General features: G+C 39.3%; 11 protein-coding genes. 2 read left to right on the top strand and 9 right to left on the bottom strand.

From position 1 onward, the window contains the following. Window positions 1-24: 24 nt before the first annotated feature. The 6 genes from SULBA_RS03715 to SULBA_RS03690 are packed head-to-tail and all read right to left on the bottom strand — an operon-like array spanning window position 25 to window position 15,687. Window positions 25-4,857, bottom strand: a complete 4,833-nt coding sequence (locus tag SULBA_RS03715; protein ID WP_014768934.1) for a beta-ketoacyl synthase N-terminal-like domain-containing protein — start codon at window positions 4,855-4,857, stop codon at window positions 25-27. Beyond that, complete coding sequence (locus SULBA_RS03710; protein WP_014768933.1) at window positions 4,854-11,459, bottom strand: non-ribosomal peptide synthetase; 6,606 nt, start codon at window positions 11,457-11,459, stop codon at window positions 4,854-4,856. The genes SULBA_RS03715 and SULBA_RS03710 overlap by 4 nt, the downstream gene beginning before the upstream one ends. Window positions 11,460-11,474: 15 nt before the next feature. Further along, on the bottom strand, window positions 11,475-12,650 hold the full coding sequence (locus SULBA_RS03705) for an ABC transporter substrate-binding protein (RefSeq protein WP_014768932.1): 1,176 nt from the start codon (window positions 12,648-12,650) through the stop codon (window positions 11,475-11,477). Window positions 12,651-12,657: 7 nt separating this feature from the next. Then, a complete protein-coding gene (locus SULBA_RS03700; protein ID WP_014768931.1) occupies window positions 12,658-13,527 on the bottom strand; it encodes a prohibitin family protein in 870 nt (289 codons plus the stop codon). Next, window positions 13,524-15,185, bottom strand: a complete 1,662-nt coding sequence (locus SULBA_RS03695; protein WP_156790509.1) for a cyclic peptide export ABC transporter — start codon at window positions 15,183-15,185, stop codon at window positions 13,524-13,526. Before SULBA_RS03695 ends, SULBA_RS03700 begins: the two co-directional genes overlap by 4 nt. 4 nt (window positions 15,186-15,189) lie before the next feature. Next, entirely contained in the window at window positions 15,190-15,687 is a 498-nt protein-coding gene (locus SULBA_RS03690; protein WP_041671789.1) for a YcjF family protein, read from the bottom strand. 183 nt (window positions 15,688-15,870) lie between these two features. Here SULBA_RS03690 and SULBA_RS03685 point away from each other — a divergent pair, with 183 nt between their 5' ends. Together SULBA_RS03685 and SULBA_RS03680 are read left to right on the top strand one after the other, a co-directional pair. Beyond that, window positions 15,871-16,683: a response regulator gene (locus SULBA_RS03685; protein ID WP_083834381.1), complete on the top strand. Its 813-nt coding sequence runs from the start codon at window positions 15,871-15,873 to the stop codon at window positions 16,681-16,683. Further along, the gene (locus SULBA_RS03680; RefSeq protein WP_014768927.1) at window positions 16,676-18,487 is read left to right on the top strand and encodes a sensor histidine kinase; all 1,812 of its coding nucleotides are present in this window, start codon (window positions 16,676-16,678) and stop codon (window positions 18,485-18,487) included. Before SULBA_RS03685 ends, SULBA_RS03680 begins: the two co-directional genes overlap by 8 nt. 40 nt (window positions 18,488-18,527) lie before the next feature. Here SULBA_RS03680 and SULBA_RS03675 read toward each other — a convergent pair whose 3' ends face one another. The 3 genes from SULBA_RS03675 to sdhE form a co-directional block, all read right to left on the bottom strand. Continuing rightward, window positions 18,528-19,247, bottom strand: coding sequence for a sulfite exporter TauE/SafE family protein (locus SULBA_RS03675; protein ID WP_014768926.1), 720 nt, complete (start codon window positions 19,245-19,247; stop codon window positions 18,528-18,530). 27 nt (window positions 19,248-19,274) lie between these two features. Continuing rightward, window positions 19,275-20,888, bottom strand: coding sequence for a methyl-accepting chemotaxis protein (locus SULBA_RS13245; RefSeq protein WP_014768925.1), 1,614 nt, complete (start codon window positions 20,886-20,888; stop codon window positions 19,275-19,277). Window positions 20,889-20,953: 65 nt separating this feature from the next. Continuing rightward, window positions 20,954-21,808, bottom strand: coding sequence for an 8-methylmenaquinol:fumarate reductase membrane anchor subunit (gene sdhE / locus SULBA_RS03665; RefSeq protein WP_014768924.1), 855 nt, complete (start codon window positions 21,806-21,808; stop codon window positions 20,954-20,956).

Here is a 21,808-nt window from a genome sequence, read left to right as displayed (position 1 = left end):
TATTTATAGTAAGATAAATAGCAATTACTTTAATGTGTTTAAAATACTTCTTATAATCTCAATATTTTTTTCGAAGTATTCACCAAAAAGCATCTCCATGTGTTTTCCATCTCCTTGAAAGATTTCAAAATGCGTTGTAAGCTCACCCCATGCATCTTGTGAGATTTTCATTGGGGCATTGGCAGCACTTTTTTCAGCCTTTATAAGATAAATTGGAGCACTAATAAGATCTTGTTCACGTCTTGAATCAATGAATCTGTCGTAGTGTTCAATTCTTGCTAGAATCTCCTCTTTATCTAAGTCGCTTCCTTGTGTTTTTTCAAGAATGCTCAAATACTCCCTTGCTCCCCTTTGGTATGCTTCATCACTTTGTTCAAAAAGCTCAAGTCGTCGAAAGTTGTCCAAAAAGATAAGTGCTCTAATCCTTCTGCCTCTTTTTTCAAGAACCTTCGCTGTTTCATAGGCTAAATTGCCCCCCACAGAATACCCTAGTAAAATCAGTTCACCTTCTGGCTGAACGGACTCTGTCATATCTGCAAACAACTCTGGGGGATTCTTCGACTGAATATAATTCAAAGCATAAACCGCATAACCACTCAAAGCCGTTGCTACCCCAGCGTAAACATTTCCCATAACTGTCCCTGGTGGAAAACAGATAATCTTTCGTTCACCTTTTTGCCTCAAAACAAGGATATTATCCTCCTTTGTTGGCTTATTCTTTTGGTGAATTTTTTGCTCAAGGTATTGAGCCATAGTGGCAATTGTTTTATTTTCAAACAACTCCGAAAAAGAAAGACTTATGCCTAAGCTCTTTTCTAATTTTTCATGAATGGAAAGAGATGCAATCGAATCTCCACCTAAATCTTCGTAATCCTCATAAATATCAATTGTTTCATATCCAAGTTCACCCGCCCAGATAGTACCAATATCTATTTGCATGTGCGTAAATGATTCTGCACCTGTTAGTTCAACGCTCTTACTCATCTTCGTTTTTGCAGAAGCAACGAGTGAGCTTTTTAACACTGAGGCTTCTTCTAGTAAAGGTCTCAGTGGCGCATGACTTTTGCCAACAGCAACATATCCCCCCGCAGGAAGAATATCCAGTATCCTAGATGCTTCTTTTAAGTTTATAGCTTCATAATCATCCCCCTTGCTAGTAAGTCCAATTGCCATGCCAACTTCACTCCATCGTGGCCAACCCACGGAAAGAATTTTTTCAGGCATATCTTCTGCCAAAGAATCCATAAAAGCATTTGCAGCACAATAGCCTGCTTGACCAGGTGCCGATGTCAAGCCAGAAAGCGATGAGAAGAGCAGAAAAAAACCAGTATCTTGAAACATCTCAAGCACGTTAAGTGTTCCTCTGACCTTTGGTAACACTGTTCTTAAAAAAGCGTTTAAATCATTTTTGATAAAAAACCTCTCTGTAGCAGAACCTGCGGCATGAAAAATCCCATCAAAATGACCAAATTGTTCTTTAAGGCGTGCAAGATCACGCTCCAAAGAGACATCTCCTTTAAAAATTGTCACTGAACAATGGTTGTTTTTTACTTTTTGTATCTTTTCTATAATATCCGCAGATATGCCTTTTAACTCAGAGAGATAATTCCACTCATCTTGTGGTGCAAATCCACTACGGGACATCAAAACGAATGCACAATCAACTTTTTTAGACACATATTCTGCAGTAAAAAGACCTAATCCACCAAGTCCCCCTGTAATAAGATATTGACCACCGTTTTTTAACTCCAACCCTTGCCCTATACCACACTCTTCAATCTCCAACCTCTGGAGAGTCCCATTAGAAACCCTAAATCTAAATCCTTGAAAATGAAACACATCAAAAAGATTAATGCTCTCTTCATACGTTTCAACAAATCGGAATCTTGCACAAGGATGTTCAAATTCAAAGGTTCGACCCATCGCCGCCATAGCACCATGAAGCAAGTGTGTCCTCTCATCTGCTGAGATAATAAGCTCTATCTTACCTTCCATTTTTGAAAGAGAGCACAAAAAGTCAAAAAGAGTACGCAATGTTTTTTCAGGCTTGTTGAGAGTATTTACTTTGTATACAATGCGTACAGATGCTACTGAATAAATTTGCTTGAGTCTTTCTTGAAAGAGGGGCTTTTCAGCATCACTTTCCTCAAATACAAAAACATCTTCGAACACTTTTGGAGCAATCTTCCCTAAAGAATTCCATACTTTTTTGTGCAGATACCCCTCACTCGTAGAAAGTCTTAGCGTATAATCATCAATCACAACGCATGGTTCACCATTGTTATCCGTAATAACAATGCTCAAGACCACATACTTATCGCTCTTTTCTTTAAGTTTGGCAAAAGAGAGACATGCTGTACCCAAAGGCTTAAAAAACTCTATTCGACCAAACGATGCGGGGATACCATTTTTAGCCTCAGGATGAAAATTCAGTGCGGCATCTGCCATAGGCGGGTAAAATAAAAAGGCTCCTGAAAAGCTCCTATCATCCCTAGGAACTTGTAAAATAGAAGCTGCTGACTCACCCCTTTTGCCTGCATACTCAATGCAGTTCCATTTATCGCTTACAACAACACCACCCATTTGGTTTGCAAATCTCTCTTTTGAGAAATATTTTTCAGGGTATCTGTTTTCAATATCTGTTTCTTTGGATTTTAAAGGCAAAGATTTTCCCTTATGCATCCTCCACTGAGCACACACTTTCCAGCTACCCCCTATGTTCTGCATAAGCGAACACTCTTCAGCGTCTTGGGTCGTTGAGACATGAATAACCACCTCGGAGCTACCCTCTTTGGGTATCTCCAAAAAAGTAAGAAGCTTTAATGCTTCAATGCGATACTCCAAATGACCATAGTGCTTTTCTGCAGCATCAAAAATTTGATCTATAATCCCACTAGCAGGCATAACGCATTTATCACCAACGCTATGTTCACCCACCAGTGAATCTGATGTAAAAGAGATAAACGATCTAAAAACCGTAAAAACACCTGTTGTAACCCTATCCGTACCTGAAAGACTAAAACGTACCTCCTTTTGATGAGAAAACCATCTACGAGTAGCTTCAAAAGCATAGACAGGCAAGTGTAACTTTGATGTATAAGCATCTTTAAAAACACCATCAAACGATGGTTCTGCCCCTTTTACATACAGTGCGAGTGCGGACTCAAAATCACCTTGCTTCAAGGCGTTTTTCATTGCATGCCCTATTTCTTTGGCTTTTTCAACGCTCAGCGCACCTTCTTTAAGATTGCGCACATCCTTGACAATACTGTGTACCCCTTGAAAAACATCGCACGGCTCTTTAGTAGTAAGCTTTTGAAGTTTTTCTAAGAGTTCTTCAGATGTATTAAAAACAAAAGCCACACGCACTTCATAGTGCCCTCTTCCATGAAGAAGCGTTGCTGAAATATCAGCAGGATGATAAGCATTAAGCTTTGATTTTGCCCATTTTTGGATAAGCATATCAAGGGATATTTCTGTTTTTGCCGAAAGCGCAAAAATATAAGGGGGAAGCGGTCTGGGTAATTGTTTTTTTTGTGGTGCATTCTGAAGCACCATATGCACATTGGTTCCACTAAGCCCAAATGCACTAACGCCTGCTGTAATGATGGGACTTTGGAGTGGAACATTTACCCCTGTAGCGTAGACGGGTGAGCCATTAAAATCAACTGCTGGATGAGGCTCATTAAAGTGAACAGTCGCAGGATAGATTCTATTTTTAACAGAAAGAACGGCTTTAATAAACCCCACGATTCCTGCGGCATTATCCGTATGACCAACGTTTGATTTGACAGAGCCAACCGTACAAAATGCTTTTTTGTCAGTGTATCTTCTAAAGGCTGCATTCAATGCTTCTATCTCTATGGCGTCGCCTATTTTTGTTGCTGTTCCATGGGCTTCTATAAAATTAATTTCCTCAGGCTTTATCTGCGCATTGCGCCATGCTGACGTGATGAGTTCTGTTTGCGCCTTTGCATCAGGGGCTGTAATGTTTACAGAAAAACCATTATGATTCAATGATCCTGCTTTGATAACGGCATAAATGTCATCCCCATCGCTCAGTGCTCGCTCCAAAGATTTAAGGACAACAGCCGCCGCAGCTTCTCCGCCTCCCGTTCCGCTAGCCTCTTTATCGAATGCTCTTGTACGTCCATCTTTAGAGGCTATCTCTACGCCTGAATACGCAAAGGGTTTAAGAATGAGCTTTGAAGCAACAGCAAAAGCAGCCGAATATTCACCCGAAGCAACAGCACGATAAGCATAAAAAATAGCGGCAAGGGAAGAGGAACAAGCCGTGTCAACAACCGTTGCGCCACCTTTAAGATTCATAAAATGAGCAATTCTAGCGGCACTCATGGAAGGGGTTAAGAGTTCAAGAAGTGTGTTGACATCGCTCATGTCTTTAAGAGCATTCTCATACACAAAAAAGCTTCCCATGCCACCAGCAAACACAACGGTTTTTGTTCCACTAAGAGCATCACCCCCTAAGCCAGCATCTTCTGCCGCTTCAACAGCACACTGAAGCAGAATCTTCTCTTGTGGATCCATAAGCTCAGCTTTGTGCGGTGGAATTTTGAAAAATCTGTTGTCAAACCTATCGTGTTCTTCAATGTAAGCAAGCTCTGCAAATTCTTGAGAAGATGTCTCAGCAAACACTTCTGTGTCTTTCATCCTCTGCCATGAAGGTTTTTTAACAAATTCTCTTTGACGCAGCAGCGCATCAAAAAAATCTTCTGGCCCCACGATGTCTCCTACACGTATACCAATACCCACAACAGCCACATCTCCTTTTAAAGCTTCGCTTTTGATTTCAATATCTGGCTTTATGGCATTTTTAAGGTCAAGTTTTTTTTTCATGAGGCTGCCTGTATAATCATGATAAACGTCTCCATTATCTTAACAGCTTCATTGCTGTCTATTTTTTCAGAAAAATACCCCTCAACAAAACCGTTTTGCATCACAAAAACAATACCATTTTGAGCGACGTACTCCTCTGCTAAAATTTCACTATCACATAACACTAAGGGGATACATCCTTCTCGTGGTCGTATGCTTTTTGAATCCTCTAAATTGTCCGCACATCTTTTTATAAGCGCATCTATATCTTCAACCCCACGAAGATTGACACGGCAAAGATAGCAAATACCTTTTTTAATAACAGCACTCACCCCGTCTTCTATGCCATAAAGCTCGAACATAAGGTACATCGCATAAGCCGATGCCTGAGGAATACTCAACGTTACATGTAATGCCGATGAAAGCCTTGTATTGCCTTTTGCCTCACGACTAAGGGCATGAGAGGGGAGTGTGATTCCCTCTATCAAAGTATCTGTCATAGAATATACTTTAATGGCTTCGGCTTGAGCTTCAATACTGCTTTTGGAAAAAAGACCTGCTAGGGTAAAAACATCTGGATAGGCCTTATTCAGCCTACTGTAAAGTTGAACCAGCAAAACAGAATTTCCTCCAGCATCAAAGAATGTATCTTCCATGCCAAAACCAGAATGACCCAGAAGGTCGTGCCATAAGGATGCAATTTCGAGATGAAGTCCTTCGGGTTGAACTGGTTGTTTTTCGTTAAAGACAAGCTCTGCTAAGAGTGCCTTTTTATCTATTTTGCCACCTGCACTGAGTGGCATTTTATCTATTTTCTTAAAGACTGCAGGCAAGGCATAAGAAGGCACAAAGTAAGCGACATGTTTTTTAACCTCTTCTGGGTCTGCTGTTCCTGTGTAAAAGGCTGCCATCTCATCCAAAGTGCCTTGTTTGAAAACTGCAATACTAGCCAAGGCAACACCTGGTGCTAAAAGAATGCAATGTTCTATCTCCTCTGGCTCAATACGATACCCTCTTATTTTAAGCTGAGTATCTTTTCTCCCCGCAATTTCTATCTCGCCAAAACGGTTATAGCGACCTATATCGCCTGTTGCATAGACACGTTCATTCTCAAAATATGTAAACCGATTTTTTGTCTCGTTACTGTATCCTGCCCCCACACATGCCCCACCAAGATGGATTTCCCCATAAACACCTTCGCAACAAAGGTTCATATGCGTATCAAGCACATAAGCATTGCTGTTAAGGCAGGGGTGACCTATGGGGAGAATATGAGGGTATTCTCGTGTTGCCTCTATCTTTAGTCTCACAGACTCAACGGTGCATTCACTAGGACCATAACAATTGAAAACCTCTACGTTTGGATGGGCATGCATAAATCGTTTTATCACAGAAAACTGAACAGCTTCAGAGCCTATGAGCAGTTTTTTAACATAGGGTAATGGCGTTTCACAAAGCCCTACTTCCATAAGCATCAGTAAAAGAGAGGGCGATATATCCAGCAGATGAATCTGCTCTTTTTTAATGAACTCAAGAAGTAAAAAAGGGTCATACAGCGTTGTATCGTCTGGCATACAAAGGGTGTGTCCGCAAGAAAGGGCCGCACAAACTTGCTTAATCGAAACGTCAAAAGCACCTGAGACAGCACACAATTCACGTAAAGTTTTATCGCTTTGTTTGTAGATTTCTATATCGGTTGCAAAAACAAGGTTTTCTAGGTTTTCCCTTGTGATGAGCACTCCCTTTGGCTCCCCTGTTGTGCCAGAAGTAAAAATGCAATATGCCATCGTAGAAAAAGAATCTGGCACAAACGCCACAGGCGCTACATCATCGATCCTACGTGTGATATTTTGAATAACAAAGGGAACTTCCGTGGATGCATATACCCTTTTAATATGGGCAGTTTTTACAATTTTAGCAAACCTTTTTTCAGGCAGTTCAGCAGACATAAAAACATAACTTGCACCACTCATCATAATCCCAAGCATTCCTGCTACTAAGTTTTCATCCCTTTTACATGTAAGACCTACAAAATCACCTTTTTCGATACCAGCGCTTTGAATATCAGCAGCGATGGCAATGGCTTTTTGCGCAATATCTGCATAGCTAAACCGACCCAAAGGCGTTACCACTGCCTCTTTGTAAGGAAACTTCTGGGCTTGTTCAAGAAAACAGTGGATAAAGCTTTTTTGAGGAAGATTTCTGCGCAACCCTTTTGAAACCTGCGCTAAGAAGTTCGTTTCTTCAGGGGTTATACAACGTATATCCAAGAGCATAGTGCTGGGTTGACGCAGCGCATTTTTAAGATAATTTTCATAGTGCCGAGCAAAACGTAGGGCACTTTCTTTCGTAAATAAAGAGGTGTTGTACTCAATGTCAAGACGAATATTACCACCCATTTGACTGATAAAAAATGTCATATCAAAATGTGAATTAGAGCTCTCAAGCCCTCTTGCTTTAAGCGTAAAATCGTGTGCTTGCATTGTCTCTTCAACCGTATCTTGAAGCAAGAGCATAACATCAAAAAGAGGCTGATGGTCTGTTCTTCTAGCAAGTTCAAGTTCATTAACAAGCCTATCAAAGGGGTATAGTTGATGATCATGCCCTTCGGTGATGGCTGTTTTTGTTCTGGCTACTAGGGTTAAAAAGTTTTCTGTAGGACTAAAGGTTACCCTAAGTGGGAGCGTGTTTATGAAAATGCCACATGTTTTTTGAATATCAGGATGAATCCGCCCTGAGACAGGAGAACCAATTACAATATCTGTTGAGCTTGAATAGGTATGCAACACCCCATAAAGTGCTGCAAGAAAGAGTGTAAAAGGTGTTGTATCAAGGGTCGCTGCCTTATGCGAAATAGCATCCCAACGCAATTCAAAATCTCTGTGAATGGATGCACCTTTGAAACTAAGCATCGAACCTCGTGAAAAATCTATCGGCAATTCCAACTCAGGAGGCATATGCTTAAAGCGCTCAAGCCAATAAGCTCTATCCGACCTCGCAAGCTCTTGATACTCTTCACTCTCTAACCATGTGGCATAAGAGGCGTAAGAAACATTTGTTGGTGAAAGCTCGGGCACTTCTCTTTTTTTCACCGCTTCGTAGGCTTGAAGCAATTCGTTCATCAACACTTGAAGCGACCAACCGTCTGAAATGATGTGATGAATCACGAAGCTCAATGTTTTTTTGGTTCCATCAGTCAATATCTTCAACCTGAAAAGGGGCGCATCGTATAAATTGAAAGGTTCATCAATCTCATGCAAGAGTGCCTCAGTGAGGTTTTTGGTGACGATTTCTTGAACTTCAAACATGCACTCACTTTTGATGTGGCACACAGCCCTTTCTTCTTCATAATAGGTTCTTAAAATATCATGCCGTGAGAGAATAAGCTTAAGAGCACTGTTTAGCGCACCTACATCCACCTCTCCTTCAATGTCCATGAGAAGAGGCATATTATAAGCAGAAGAGCTACCTTGCATTGCGCAAAACACCCAAATACGTCTTTCCGATGGACTTAACGCTCTGGTATGTGGCAATGCAAGATTTGCGATTTTTTTCTCTTTATTGCCGCTCCTTTTGTCCAGAATAGAAGCAATACCCTTAAGCGTTGGGTCTGCAAAAAACTCCCTTAACCCAATGCGCACACCAAAGAGAGTGAACAGTTTGCTCATGACCTTAATCGCATGCAAAGAATGCCCACCTAAATCAAAAAAGTTTGTATCCGTTTCAAAGTGATCTATCTCAAGAATTTCTGACCACACACGAGAAACATTCTGCTCTGTTTCACTTAGCGGAAGTTGGAGCTCTTTTGTAGAAGAAGGTATTTTTTTAAATGCCCCTTTGAGTGCTTTTTTGTCTATTTTCCCACTAACATTAAGAGGAAATTCTTTTACATGTATAAAAAATGAGGGAATCATATAAGGAGGTAATTTTTCCAAAAGTGCCTTTTTAATATACGCAACATCAACTACATTTTTTGCAGTGTAATACGCTACAAGGCTTTTGCTTTCACCTTCGTCGTGAACATCAATGGATGTGGCATCTATAAAAGAAAGCCCCTCCATCACACGTGCTACCTCTTCTGGCTCAATGCGATAACCCCTAAGCTTAATCTGTGCATCTTTTCTTCCTAAAAACACAAGGTTACCATCAGCATTAATTTTCCCCATATCCCCCGTTAGATACATTTTCTGCCCCTCAAAAAAGAGGTCTTTTTGAAATGTTTGCTGCGTTAGTTCTGGATTATTAAGGTATCCCCTAGTAACACCTGCTCCTCCTACACATATCTGCCCCACAGAACCAAGCGGAAGGGGGTTGAGGTTATCATCCAAAATATAAATATGTGCATTATCAATTGCTTTTCCTATGGGAACAGCGCCCCCACAATAGTCTTTGGGGATTTCGTACCAACTTGCGCACACTGATATTTCTGTGGGTCCGTATGCGTTGATGACACGACAGAGGTTTTTGTAAAAAAGAACATCTTTTTCTATGGGTGATTCACCTGCGGTTATTAAGCTTTTAAGATAAAAAAATTCAGGGAACCCTAATGAACTCAGATAAGAAGGAGGCAATGTTGCTACTGTAACCTTTTCTTTGTTCATAAAATCTATAAACTCAGCAGGACTTAGAATTGTCTGCTTTGGCACGATCTTTAAGGATGCGCCACTAAGGAGCGCCATCCCAATCTCTGACAAGGAGGCATCAAATCCTAAAGAAGCAAATTGGAGAACATTGGCATGCTTACCACCCTCCCATTGACTTGCTTGTGACAACACCGTATTGACTATTCCTTGATGCGGTACAACAACCCCTTTAGGACGACCTGTTGTTCCAGAAGTGTATATGATATAAGCATCATCTTCAGCATTTAAACTCTCTATGGGTGCAAAAAAGCCTGAAACTAGAGTATCGGGTATATAGACGCAAACCTCTGCTTCAAGAGGAGCTGAACTGATAATTAGCTTTGCTGCACAATCATTTACCATGTAATTGATACGATCTTTAGGAAGGGACGTATCGGCTGGAACATACACACACCCCATTTTAAAAAGGGCAAGTATCACCACTGGCACAATGTGAGTACGCTCAAGAACACAAACAACCCTGTCACCTTTTTGTAGCCCAAAATCGTCTCTTAGTTTTTTGGCGATGCCTGAAGAGAAGCCATCTAATTCAACGTATGTAAGAGTAGTGTCTTTGTATTTTACGGCTTCTTTAGCGCCATACTGCATACATGTCTGTGCAAAGATTTCTTCAAATCGCTTTTTAGGAAAGTTAATTTTTTCTCCAAAAACCCCACACCTCACTCTTTCAGGCATAATTCTAAGCTCTTTAAGAGGCTTATCTTCCATCATTGCAACATCTAAAAAAAGGGTTTCAAACCCTCTAACCATCTGTTCTGCCTCTTCTGGAGGAATAACATACGGATTGTAATTAAAAAAAAGATTCACATCGCCATCGTCAAACTCATCTACTTCAACGGAAAAGGATTCTTCCCTCGCTTTTGTATCAAGTATTTGCATGCGCATAAGAGTTTTTCCAAACTTCTTATCATAGGAAAGTTTACGGTACACAAATGTTATATCAAAAATGTTACCATAAAACCCCTCTTTGCTACGGCAATCCTTTATTATCTGACCAAGAGGGTAACGCTGATGCCGATAACACTCCCTAAGTTCACGGCTTATACCAAGCGCTAGATCCATAAAACTCATACCCTCTTCCATTTTAATACGAAGGGGTATCATACCCATAAACATACCCGAAGTGTTTCTAAATTTTTTATTATTGCGATTAAGAATGGGCATGCCAATAACAATATCGTTGCGGTTTTTTGTTCTATACAAATACGTATAAAGAACGGCAAGAAGAAAATGAAAGGAGGTAAAACTATTTTCGCTACAAATCCTGAGCATATCGTTGTAACACAATCTGCTAAGTGTTAATGTCATTCTTTCCGTTTTTAATGCTTCTTGCTCACAAAGTCCATCTTTTGAACCTGAAAAAGAAATAGGTTCAGGTAGAGTCTTAAACTTCTCCATCCAAAATGCTGCATCTTTTAAAAAGGTTTCGGAATGGAGATATGCGTTGTCATCTTCAACAAAATCAACGTATCTGTGCCTTTCTTTTACTGGCAACTCTTGCTTATAAAACAAAGCTGTATAAATTTCAGATAAAGTTTCTGCAAAAAGAGCATGACCAAATGCGTCGTTCATAATATGATGCAGTTTGGTGTACCAAATATAAAGCTCTTCATTCACTTTGAGTAGCATATCTGCTGCAAGGGGGTATGCATTGATGGGTATGGGATGAGAAAAATCTTCAAGAATGAACTCAACACCTGCCCTGTATGAATCAACGGAAGTGGAAAAATCCTTAAAATATACCCCATATGGTTCATGTGGAGAGCTTTGTACAATTTTCCCATGCCTTGTCTCTATTTTGGAAAGAAATACATCGTGAAGGGTCAGTGTAATGGCATGGGCTTTTTTAAATATCTCAACATCAATCCGACCACTTAAGAGAGCAAAGCCACCCATAGTATATTTTGTGGTTTCACTATACAAAAGGGAGTCAATATATATAGCCTCTTGTGGTGATGAAAGTGCGTATATATTAAGCATCTGTTCCCCTCATTATCAATCATCTACATTGTAATCGGGCTCAAGAGAACGTACCATTACACCTTTGCCATTTTCAACTTTCATAAGGTAAAACGGTCTTTCACGAACCTCTCCTTTGGATGTAAAGCTATACGTCCCATTGACACCAACATGGTGCATGATGTATTTGAAGTAATAAACCAAATTCAGGGGATCTATGGACTTGGTACGTTCTATTGCTTCTGCCAACATTTTGATTGAATCGTATCCCGTTGCGGCATACACATCAGGTTCCATACCGTACTTCTTTTTAAAGGTGTTATAAAATTTAACATTATTAGAGTCATTAGAGTGTGGATCATAGTATGTGTAGAACATTGCTCCTTCCGCAGCTTTGGGAGCAATTTCCATCAGTGAATCTATAGATGTTGCGGCTGCAACAAAAGGGAGTGTTACACCCATATCTCTCATATCACTAAGGAATTTCCACGCCCATGGTTCATAACCAGCAACAAACACAACATCACAATTTTCACCTCTTAAGTCATAGATGATCTTATGAAACTTTTTATCCCATCTAAAATACGAATCTGAGCGGCATATTCTCATATCCATAAAATCCAAATAATTTTTAAAATTAAACGCAATGTCTTGCCCGTAGGAGTCTTCTTGCGTGATATGATAAACCATTTTATAACCCTCTTTACTCAGAGCCAAAACCATTTTCTTAGCAAGCATGTCTGTATTCATGCTTGTTCTCACAAAATAATTAAAGTTATGTTCTGAAAGAAAAGAACCAAGGGCTCCCGTATTGATATAAAACAGTTTTGCTCGCTCGTAACTAATGGATGTTTTGGCAACGGTATTGCTGTCATAATGTCCCATCACGGCGAACATATCAGGTGTTTCTACGAACTCTTTAGCAATTTTTATCGCTTTTTTCTGATCTGATGCGGTGTCTTTGTATACGATATTGAACTTTCTGCCGTGAATGCCTTTTTCATTAATTTCCTCAACCGCCAGCTCAATCCCCTCTTTGAAAAGATTGTTCGTTGTAGAAAAAGGCCATACGACACCAACCTTCAAATCTGTTACTAATCCATCTTTTAAGGTTTTTGTTCGTAATTCGCCAAAATGATAGGAGGTTTTGGGAATACTAAGGTATATCACAACACCGAACACGGTAATCACACTGAGAAAAAATTTCATCATATGAAACCTATTGACCCAAAATAAGAGGGAGCCCTTTTTCACCAGCCCCAATAACAACAACCTTAGCATTATTGGACGTAGCAAGCTCCCTTGTTGCAACAATCCCCTGCCAGTCAAGAATTTTTTGGTCTATACTTTTTTCAATAATGGTATTGTAACTAGAGATTCCCACAGCCTCTACTTTTTTACGTTCTGCCTCTTTTCCAGCCACATCAAGCCTAAATTCATACTCCTCAGAGAGTTGTTGTTGTGCTAATTTGGATTCAATAGCATCTGATATTTTTACGGGAAGACTTATTCGTTCTATTGGAACATAATCTAGATCAATAAAACGAGATTCGAGCCTTGTTTTGGAAAGGGCTGAAATCCTTGCCTGAATCAGTTTTTGCGCCGTATAAATATCTTCTGGTCGATTTTGTCCAATAACTGTTCTAATGACAGAACGTACCTCAGGAAAAATAATGGTTGAGGGGTAATCTGGTCCCACTCTTTGGTGCAACATAGGAAGCAGCGAATAATTAGGAAAATAGATAACAGCATATTCAATTTCTATCGTAAGACCATTGACGGTCAGTACGCGAATGGTATCGCTAATCTTTTGCTTTCTAATGCTATAAATATACATTTTATCAAAAGGCCAGATGATGTGTAGTCCTTCATCGTAGGTTTTTTCTACTACGGTACCACCACCAAATCGTCGCCACAAAACACCTTGTTCACCTGGTTTTATAGAAATGAACATCATCTCAAAATAAAAAACGAAAAGAGATGCTATGATAAATAGCAGTATCACAAAATAAGGCTTTTGTTCTTTTAAATATTTTTTTATTCTGCCACCTATTTTTTTTGGTTGCAGCACGTGTGTCTCTTCGTTCATATTTCACTCCGATTTGATCTTATCTCTGTGATTTTTCCATAATCCATTCCAAGCACCCTGTCAGCCTCACCAAAATACCTATCATCATGAGAAACAGCAATGACTGTTTTGCCTCTCTTTTTAAGCTCAGGTACCAAAGTATGGTAAAAATATTTTCTAAAATGGGGGTCCTGATCTGCCGCCCATTCATCAAACATATAAATTTCTTTATCTTCGAGGTACGTAACAATAAGAGCGAGCCTTTTTCGTTGGCCCGTAGAAAGATTTATATTTGTGAAGGCTCCATTTTTATAGTCGGTTTTGTGGTCTATTTCCATGAGTTTAAGCAGTTTGGTAACCTGTTCTGGGTCAGTTTTGCTGAGTCCATAAAGTTTTTTGAACAAATGAAATTCGGAGAAAATGACCGAAAAGAGTTCCCTATAGCTTTGAGAATTTTCTTTAGTAACAACTATATTATCCAACAAAATACGCCCCTTGTTGGGGAAATAGAGTGCTGTCATTAGCTTCATCAGCGTTGTTTTACCACTACCATTGCCACCAACAATAAAAAGTACTTCTCCTTTATTAATGCTAAAACTAAAAGGACCTGCAGAGAAAGAGTGTGCTCCATCAGGTGTATTGTAAGAAAATTCAACATTTTCAAACTGAATACTCCCAAATGCAGCCGCATCTTTAATCTCTTCATCCGCACAAATGTCGCTTCCTTGAACAAGTGTATCGATGCGCTCTTCTAGCGTATAGATATTATTGACCGAAAGACCAACTTGTGACAAAATAGGAATCTGCATCACTGTATTTGTGAGGGGACCAATAAGAAATAAAATGGCCGTTACAACCTTGACAATGTTCTCTTCAAAGTTGGAAGCAAGTACAGGCAAAATAAAAACAATTGTTCCAATCAAAATATAAAAAAATGTTTCAGAGAAAACATAATTGTTGGCATATTCAAGCATGACATTCGTTCGTGTCCGCCTTACACCCCCAGATTTTTGATAAAAATAGTCTCTGACATCTTTGCTTTTTTTGCGGTTCATCTTCAGCTCTTTAAAGCCATTGAGAACATCGGTAATAGTGCTAAAAAGCTCGTCTTCTTCTTGTGAAGATTCATGCAGATGCTGTTCTAGCACTTTTCTGTTTCGAAGATAGATAAAAGTGGCAAAAAGAATCATAGCCGCACTTATCAAAAATGCCTGAAAAGAGATAAATGAAATATAAAGTACGGTAAAAACGACCATAAATGCAGACTGTGCTGCCATGAAGATAGAACGCATATTCTGTGAAATGGAAGCGGTTTCTCTGCTTATTCGTGTGTATACATCAGAATCCCCAATTTCCTCAAGGGTTCTTAGATCGCACATCAAAATTTTGTCAACCAGACGGGTTCGTACTTTATCGACTGCTTCTTCTATAATCTCGCTTGAGTTATACATCAAATAACGTAGAGAGTATATAAAAAGGCCTATACACAAAGCAAAAATAAAAAAGTATTTTGTTTCAGGGTTTTTTAAAAACTCGGGCGTTATTGACGCATTTACAATAGCAAGAAGAAGCGCATTTGAAATGCCTGAGAGCACTATTATAACAATCAGTTTTTGATTAACACCTCTTGATTCTTTTTGAAGAAATTGAATCGAACTATTGTTGAAATAATTTTTCAAAATATTATATCTTTGCTTGTTCGGATTGGGCACTTTGTCCCTGTTCGAACTTTTCAGCTACTTCCATACCTCGTTCAAAGGACTCTTTATAATAGTTTCTTACTTTTTCAGGATCAAAGGTAAGGAAAGTTCCACCCGATTCATAGTGCTGAATAAATACTTTTCCTAAAGCATATCCGCTAGCTCCAGAAAATATAGACATTGACAAACCACTCAACACAGGACCTACAACAGGAACCATTTTTAAAAGGCTGCCTAAAGAACCTTTTGAAAGCTGGTTTGGGACAACGGAGCCTAAAAGTGCAGCAATAATAGACTTGCCCTTATGTTCTGAAAATTCCATATCATAGCACTTTGATATATCAGAGAGCATTTTAAGCTGAATACCAGTAACAGCTGCTAGATCAACAAACGGAACAGGAATAAGCCCTGCACCCATCGACCACCACATGTAGTTCTTAACAATTTTTAAAGCATGTTCTTCTCTGTCCACAAAAACCATCCTTCTAGGAATATTTCATATATTAAGCATTTCATTACAATGCAAACATACTAACCCAAATCCGTCCAGTTTCCCATAAAAACATCTTCTGAAGAAACTATACTATTTTATTTTCAAAAATCATAATGGAAAAAAATGAAGAAAAAATGAAGAGCACTTAAAATAAATAATTAATGGCATAAAATGAAAAGAGTTTTATGTTACCATTCCCCCATGAAAAATCTTGAAAATCTCTCCATTTTATACGTAGAAGATGAAGAAGGAACGAGAAACAACCTTCGTTACTATTTGGAAAATAGTTTCAAAAAAGTTTTCGTTGCGACCACAGGGGAAGAAGGACTCATGCTCTTCCAAAATGAACCTACAATTGATGTGGTTATGAGTGATATTCATATGCCAAAGATGGATGGGCTTGAGATGATTCGAAAAATCAAACAGATCAACCCAAACGTTGCCTGCTTGCTCACCACTGCCTATAATGATCAAGAATATTTGCTTGAAGCGATTGAATTGGGTGTGTTTAGTTATGTGCTTAAACCTGTTGATGTGACACTTTTGTTTGAAAAACTACGCCTTGCATGTGAGAGACTTTATGAGCAAAAACAGCTCTCTTTTTTATCTGCAAAAATGAGTGCTATCACATCGCTTGACATGGTTCATTTTTCCAAAGCCTTGGATGCGGCTTTAGATGAGTTAGCATCCAAAGATAAAAAAGTCACCCTTTGCAATCTATTTCATTATGATTTTAACACCAAAAAGATTTTAGCAGAAGAGCACTCCATTACATTAAGCAATCAAGAAATCGAACTGCTTGAATATCTCATCACCCACAAAAATGAGATTGTCCCTTATGCAACGCTCATGCACCATCTCTCCACCCAAAACCCCTCCTTGGAGCTTGTGCGCACCATCGTCAAATCCATCCGAAAAAAAACAACCAAAGGTATTATCATTAACCTCTCAGGTGTTGGTTATAAGATTGGTATGCATGTTTAAATCCAGACTCTTTTTAAAAGCCATGCTTGCTGTTTTGGGCATTATTATTCTCTACACTTTGGCGATTTATGTGTTTATTCTTCCAAAAATGCACCATGTCACACGAAAACTAGAAGAAAAAAATGCGCACGAAGTGCTCTCAAAAGTCGTGCTCCTTGCGCAAAATACCCATAGAGATGTGACGATGTATGAGGCGTTAGCACTCCAACAGCACAAAGACAAACTAACCAATGCGGTCAATATGGTCATCTCTCTTTTGCAAGCAAAACATGAAGCATCTTCCACGCAAAATCTCTCACAAGAAGCCATCCAAAACAATCAAAAAGAAGTCTTGCAACTCATTTCAAAACTACGCCATAGTGGGGATGGCTATTTTTACATTAGCACGTATAACAATGTCTTGGTCTCTCATCCTTACATGAACAGTATGGACATGAGTAACATGGGTGATATGAGAGGTAAGGCAATCATTCCAGACATTCACGCGATTATTGATGAATATGGAGAGGGCTTTTACAGGTATTTTTGGAAAAAAAATCCCGAAGATAGCATTGGGCATGAAAAGTTGGTTTTTATTAAAGATTTTTCTCCGTGGGAAATGGTGGTGATGTCAGGTGCGTATATCGATGATATTCAAGCAGAGATTGATAAACGAAAAGCAACGCTGATGCTTCAACTCAGCGAAATTGTCCAAAAAACACGCATCGGCAAAACAGGCTATCTTTTTCTTTTTGACGCAAACGGTACGATGCTGATTAATCCTAACAAAGAGATTGAAGGGCACACGTTTAAAACCATCAAAAATCCTGCTACGGGAAAATTAATCTTTGATGAGTTAATAGAAAAAGCCACCACGACAAAAGAACTGATTTATCAGTGGAACAAACCTGATGACCTTGAGCATTATAGTTACGATAAAATTGCATGGATAGAACAAATCCCTGAACTTGGCTGGTACGTTGTCTCGTCTGCGTATCTTGAAGAATTTGATACCGCTTCTAAAGAGATTAAGTATGTGACATCGCTTTTGGCATTAGCGCTTTTAGGCTTTTTTGGTCTGTATAGTTTTTTTGTTTTTAAAAATCTTCTCACCCCTGCCATCAATGTTTCCAAATATGCCGTTATGGGAGAAATGATAGCCACCATTGCGCACCAGTGGAAGCAACCTTTGAATGAATTAGGGCTTGTTTTGCAAAAATTTGAGTTTGCTTACCATAAAAATCTTCTGACACACGAATTGCTTGAAAAAGAGACGAAGGCTGCTCGTACGTTAATCGCAAAAATGGCGGATACGATTGATATTTTTAAAAACTTTTTTAGTCTAAAAAACAATACACACACGTTTGATGTCGTAACATCCATTGAACATATGATTCGCTTGATGGAAAAAACCCTCAAACTCGATGATATTGTAATGATCCATCAGATGCAAAGCACCCACACACTAGAGAGTTATCAAGGAGAGTTTGAACATGTTATTCTTAATATCTTGATGAACGCCAAAGATGTTCTAAACGATCAAAAAAATGGCGAAAAAATCATTCTTATTAAAACCCATCAAAGCGATAAAGCGTTTAGCATCACCATTCAAGATAACGGTGGTGGGGTGCCTGAGAAAATTATCCATCGTATTTTCAACCCACATTTTAGCACCAAAAAAGAGGGAGCTGGCATTGGGCTTTACATTGCAAAGCAGATTATTCATGAACATATTGGAGGGAAACTAACCGTCGAAAATCGATATTTTCACTTTGAACAAGAGGAATATTTTGGAGCGTGTTTTACCATCGTGTGTACCATTTAACATCTCTAAAAAACTACAAAACACGTTACATGTAAAACCATTATCCTGCGAATATCGTCTTTACAATACTTTTGAGCGCTAACGCAGAGAGCAATAATTTTAAGAGAAACATCAACGTTTTACTCTCTAGTTTATGCCTCAGTTTTGTTCCCGCATAAGAGCCTAAAACAGAGCCAATCATCATCACAAAAATCAGCCCCGCATAATCAAAAAAAACAAACCCAAAGTAGATAAATACCACGGATTTTAAGAGATGTGTTATGCTCATCAACAGTGCGGATGTGGCAACCACTTTATTGGCATCGTTAAAGTCTTTGAGTAATTTTGCAATTGCCAGTTGCCCTGTTGTTCCAACGACAACCGAGAGCCCTGTTTGCAAAAAGCCAATCAAATAATAGTTTTCATACTTCATTATCTTTGCATTAAACCATGGAGACCATAACGATACTAAAATATAAACACCTATCAATAAAGGAATAGAAGAGAGGGTTATTTGGTTTAGTAACAACGTAAAAACACTCACGCCAAGAAGAGAGCCTATAAAAAATTTAGGAACAACTTCTAGTTGAACATCCTTCCATCCAAAGTAAGTTCGTGAGACATTACTGGCGATTTGCGTCAAGCCATGCACAGGAATGAGTGCATTGGTAGGCAAGAAATGTGGCAAAATGGCGATTAACAGCAAACCTCCACCCACGCCAATCACCCCAGTAATGAGTGACGTGCAAAAACTAATCAGTCCAAACCACATCACTTCCATTCTTTATTCCTTTAGAGCGCACTTTTTTTATTGAAATTGTAAAAGCTTACTGTTTAATGTCTCCGCCAAACGGGACAGGTGGTCAGCAGCAGAGGCTATCTCCTCAACACTTCTTGCATTATGCGAAGTCAGGGTATTAATGTTGGCAACCCTATCAACAATTTTATCCGTATCGGTTGCTATTTTTTGAGAATGTTGCGTACTCTCACTCACCGCTACAATACTCTTTTGCATGACCTCAGACGTATCTACGATGGTACTTTCCACGGCATTAGAGACCACTAAAAGGTGCTGAATATTTTTGGCATTTTGACTCATTTGCGAAGAGGCATTCACGATGGACTGAACGATAACATTAATCGTCGCATTAATCTCTGTGAGTGATGTTTGGGTACGCTCCGCCAATTTTCGCACCTCATCAGCAACCACAGCAAAGCCTCTGCCATGCTCACCCGCACGTGCTGCTTCAATGGCAGCATTGAGTGCTAAAAGATTGGTTTGGTCTGCAATCTCAGAGATAACGGTTAAAATTTGTTTCACTTGTTCAGCATCCTGACTCATCTGCTCCAATTGTCCTGCTAAAGTAGTTTCTGCGAGCGTTGCCCTATCCACTTCGTGACGCAAAGCCATCATCTCCTCTTTGGCACAATTGAGCTTATAGCCAGCATCCCCAATCTCCTCTTTCATCGATTCAGAGAGTTTAGCTGTCTGCTGGACAAACCGTTTAACAGTTTCTATCTCAGAAATAGCCTCCTCAACAATTCGTGAACTCTGCTCTGCATTTTTGCCGATTTCCATACTTGTGGTACTGAGTTCATGGGAGACAGAGGCATTTTCATTGGATGCATGTTTAGCATCTGTAATCGTATGTTCTAAGGTGATAATCAAATCATTAAAACTCTCAACAATCTCTTTGATTTCATTGTTTTTTGCATAGTCAATTCTAAATTTTAGGTTTTTATCCTTGACAAAATGGCTAATACTATTGTGAATAAGATAAACGCCTTGCATAATATTTTTATAAATAAGATAACTGAGCATCGTAGTTAAAATGACAACCAAAAGAATAATGCCTATCATCTGCAAACGTGCATGGTATTTGGTCTCTTGCGCTAAAAGAGCATTATTTTCCGAAGCTGTTTTATTATACGTCATCTGCTCATCAATGGTATCGGTTAAATTACGTGACATCTTTCTATTTTTAAGCATAAAGTTTTTGGCTTCTGCTTTTTTATCTTCTCGTGAGAGTTGCAAGACTTTATCTGCCATTGCGATGTAAATGGCATAAAGTTGTTTCTCTTTTTCATAAATCTCTTTATCTTTATCATCGCTTGCAAAGAGTGCGTAGTTTTTTAAATTGGTTTCAAACTCTCTTCGGTAGGTAGCGTATCGCTCATCCAATACTTTTATCTCTTCTTTATTACTGACTTCCGTTCCTATATGTTCCCACAATAAAAGTCTGATACGATAAAACCCTCGTTGCATATCATCAAGCAGTAATACACTGGGCAGTGTTGTCTGTTGACACGATGTTGTGGTTGTATAAATCTGATCCATTTTCATAAGACTGATACCAAAGATAATGGAAGCGCCTAAAATTGCAGAGATGAGCATTACAAGCAGTTGTCTTGAGAGAGTCATGGGTGTCCTTTCACCATAAATATCAAAGGAGAAAGAGGTAACACACGGTTACCTCTTATCAAGCATTATCCTAATTTACTCGCATCAATCACGTTATGATCAAGACCCAATTTTTTAGCAGGAATGCCTAGTGCAAGTCCCACTAATTGAGAGAGGTGCAATACAGGTAAACGCACATTGGATTTGGCGATATCTTGCGCATCTTCTTGATAAATATCAAGTTGCATTTGACACAATGGGCACGGTGTTACCACACAGTGTGCTTCACTTTTAGCCGCACTGTTGACGATGCCACTGGTCATTTTCATCGCAGACTTCTCCGCAGGATAAACCGCATGAAAACCACAACAATTTAAACGCTTTTCAAAAGGAACAACCTGTGCGCCTAAGGCTTTGACCACTGTCTCAAAACTAGTTGGAGTGGTCGAACTCTCAAATCCCAAATCTTTTGCAGGTCTAATGCTATGGCAACCATAAAATACTGCGACTTTTAGGTTTGAGAGTGGCTTTTTCACTTTGCTTTTTAACTCTTCCACATTTTGCGCTAAGAGCCATAAAAGGCTTGTTACTTCGCTTGTTCCTTTGTATTGCATATTGCCCTGTGCCAAAAAGGTATTGATACGCTCTTTTTGACCACCATCTAACTCCGCTTTGGCACGACGCAACATCAATAAACAGGTACTGCATGTGGTGAGCACAGGCAAATTCATCTTTTCTGCCAACGCTAGGTTTCTCGCATTCGCTACTAAAGTTGCTAGAGGGTCAACTTTTTGTGCTTGTGAAGCACCACAACAACTCCATCCATTAATTTCTTTAAGCGTAATGCCCAGCGCTGGGGCTATCGCTTCAATCGACATTTTTGATTCAATCGCAGCTTGTGAAAGCACGCATCCAGGGAAAAAAGCAAATTCTTTTTGCAT

This window comes from Sulfurospirillum barnesii SES-3 (genome assembly GCF_000265295.1).
In the GTDB taxonomy this organism is placed as follows: Bacteria; Campylobacterota; Campylobacteria; order Campylobacterales; family Sulfurospirillaceae; genus Sulfurospirillum; species Sulfurospirillum barnesii.
The sequence above is the reverse complement of the archived record's forward strand: the minus strand, read 5'-3'. Positions and strand labels throughout refer to the sequence as shown.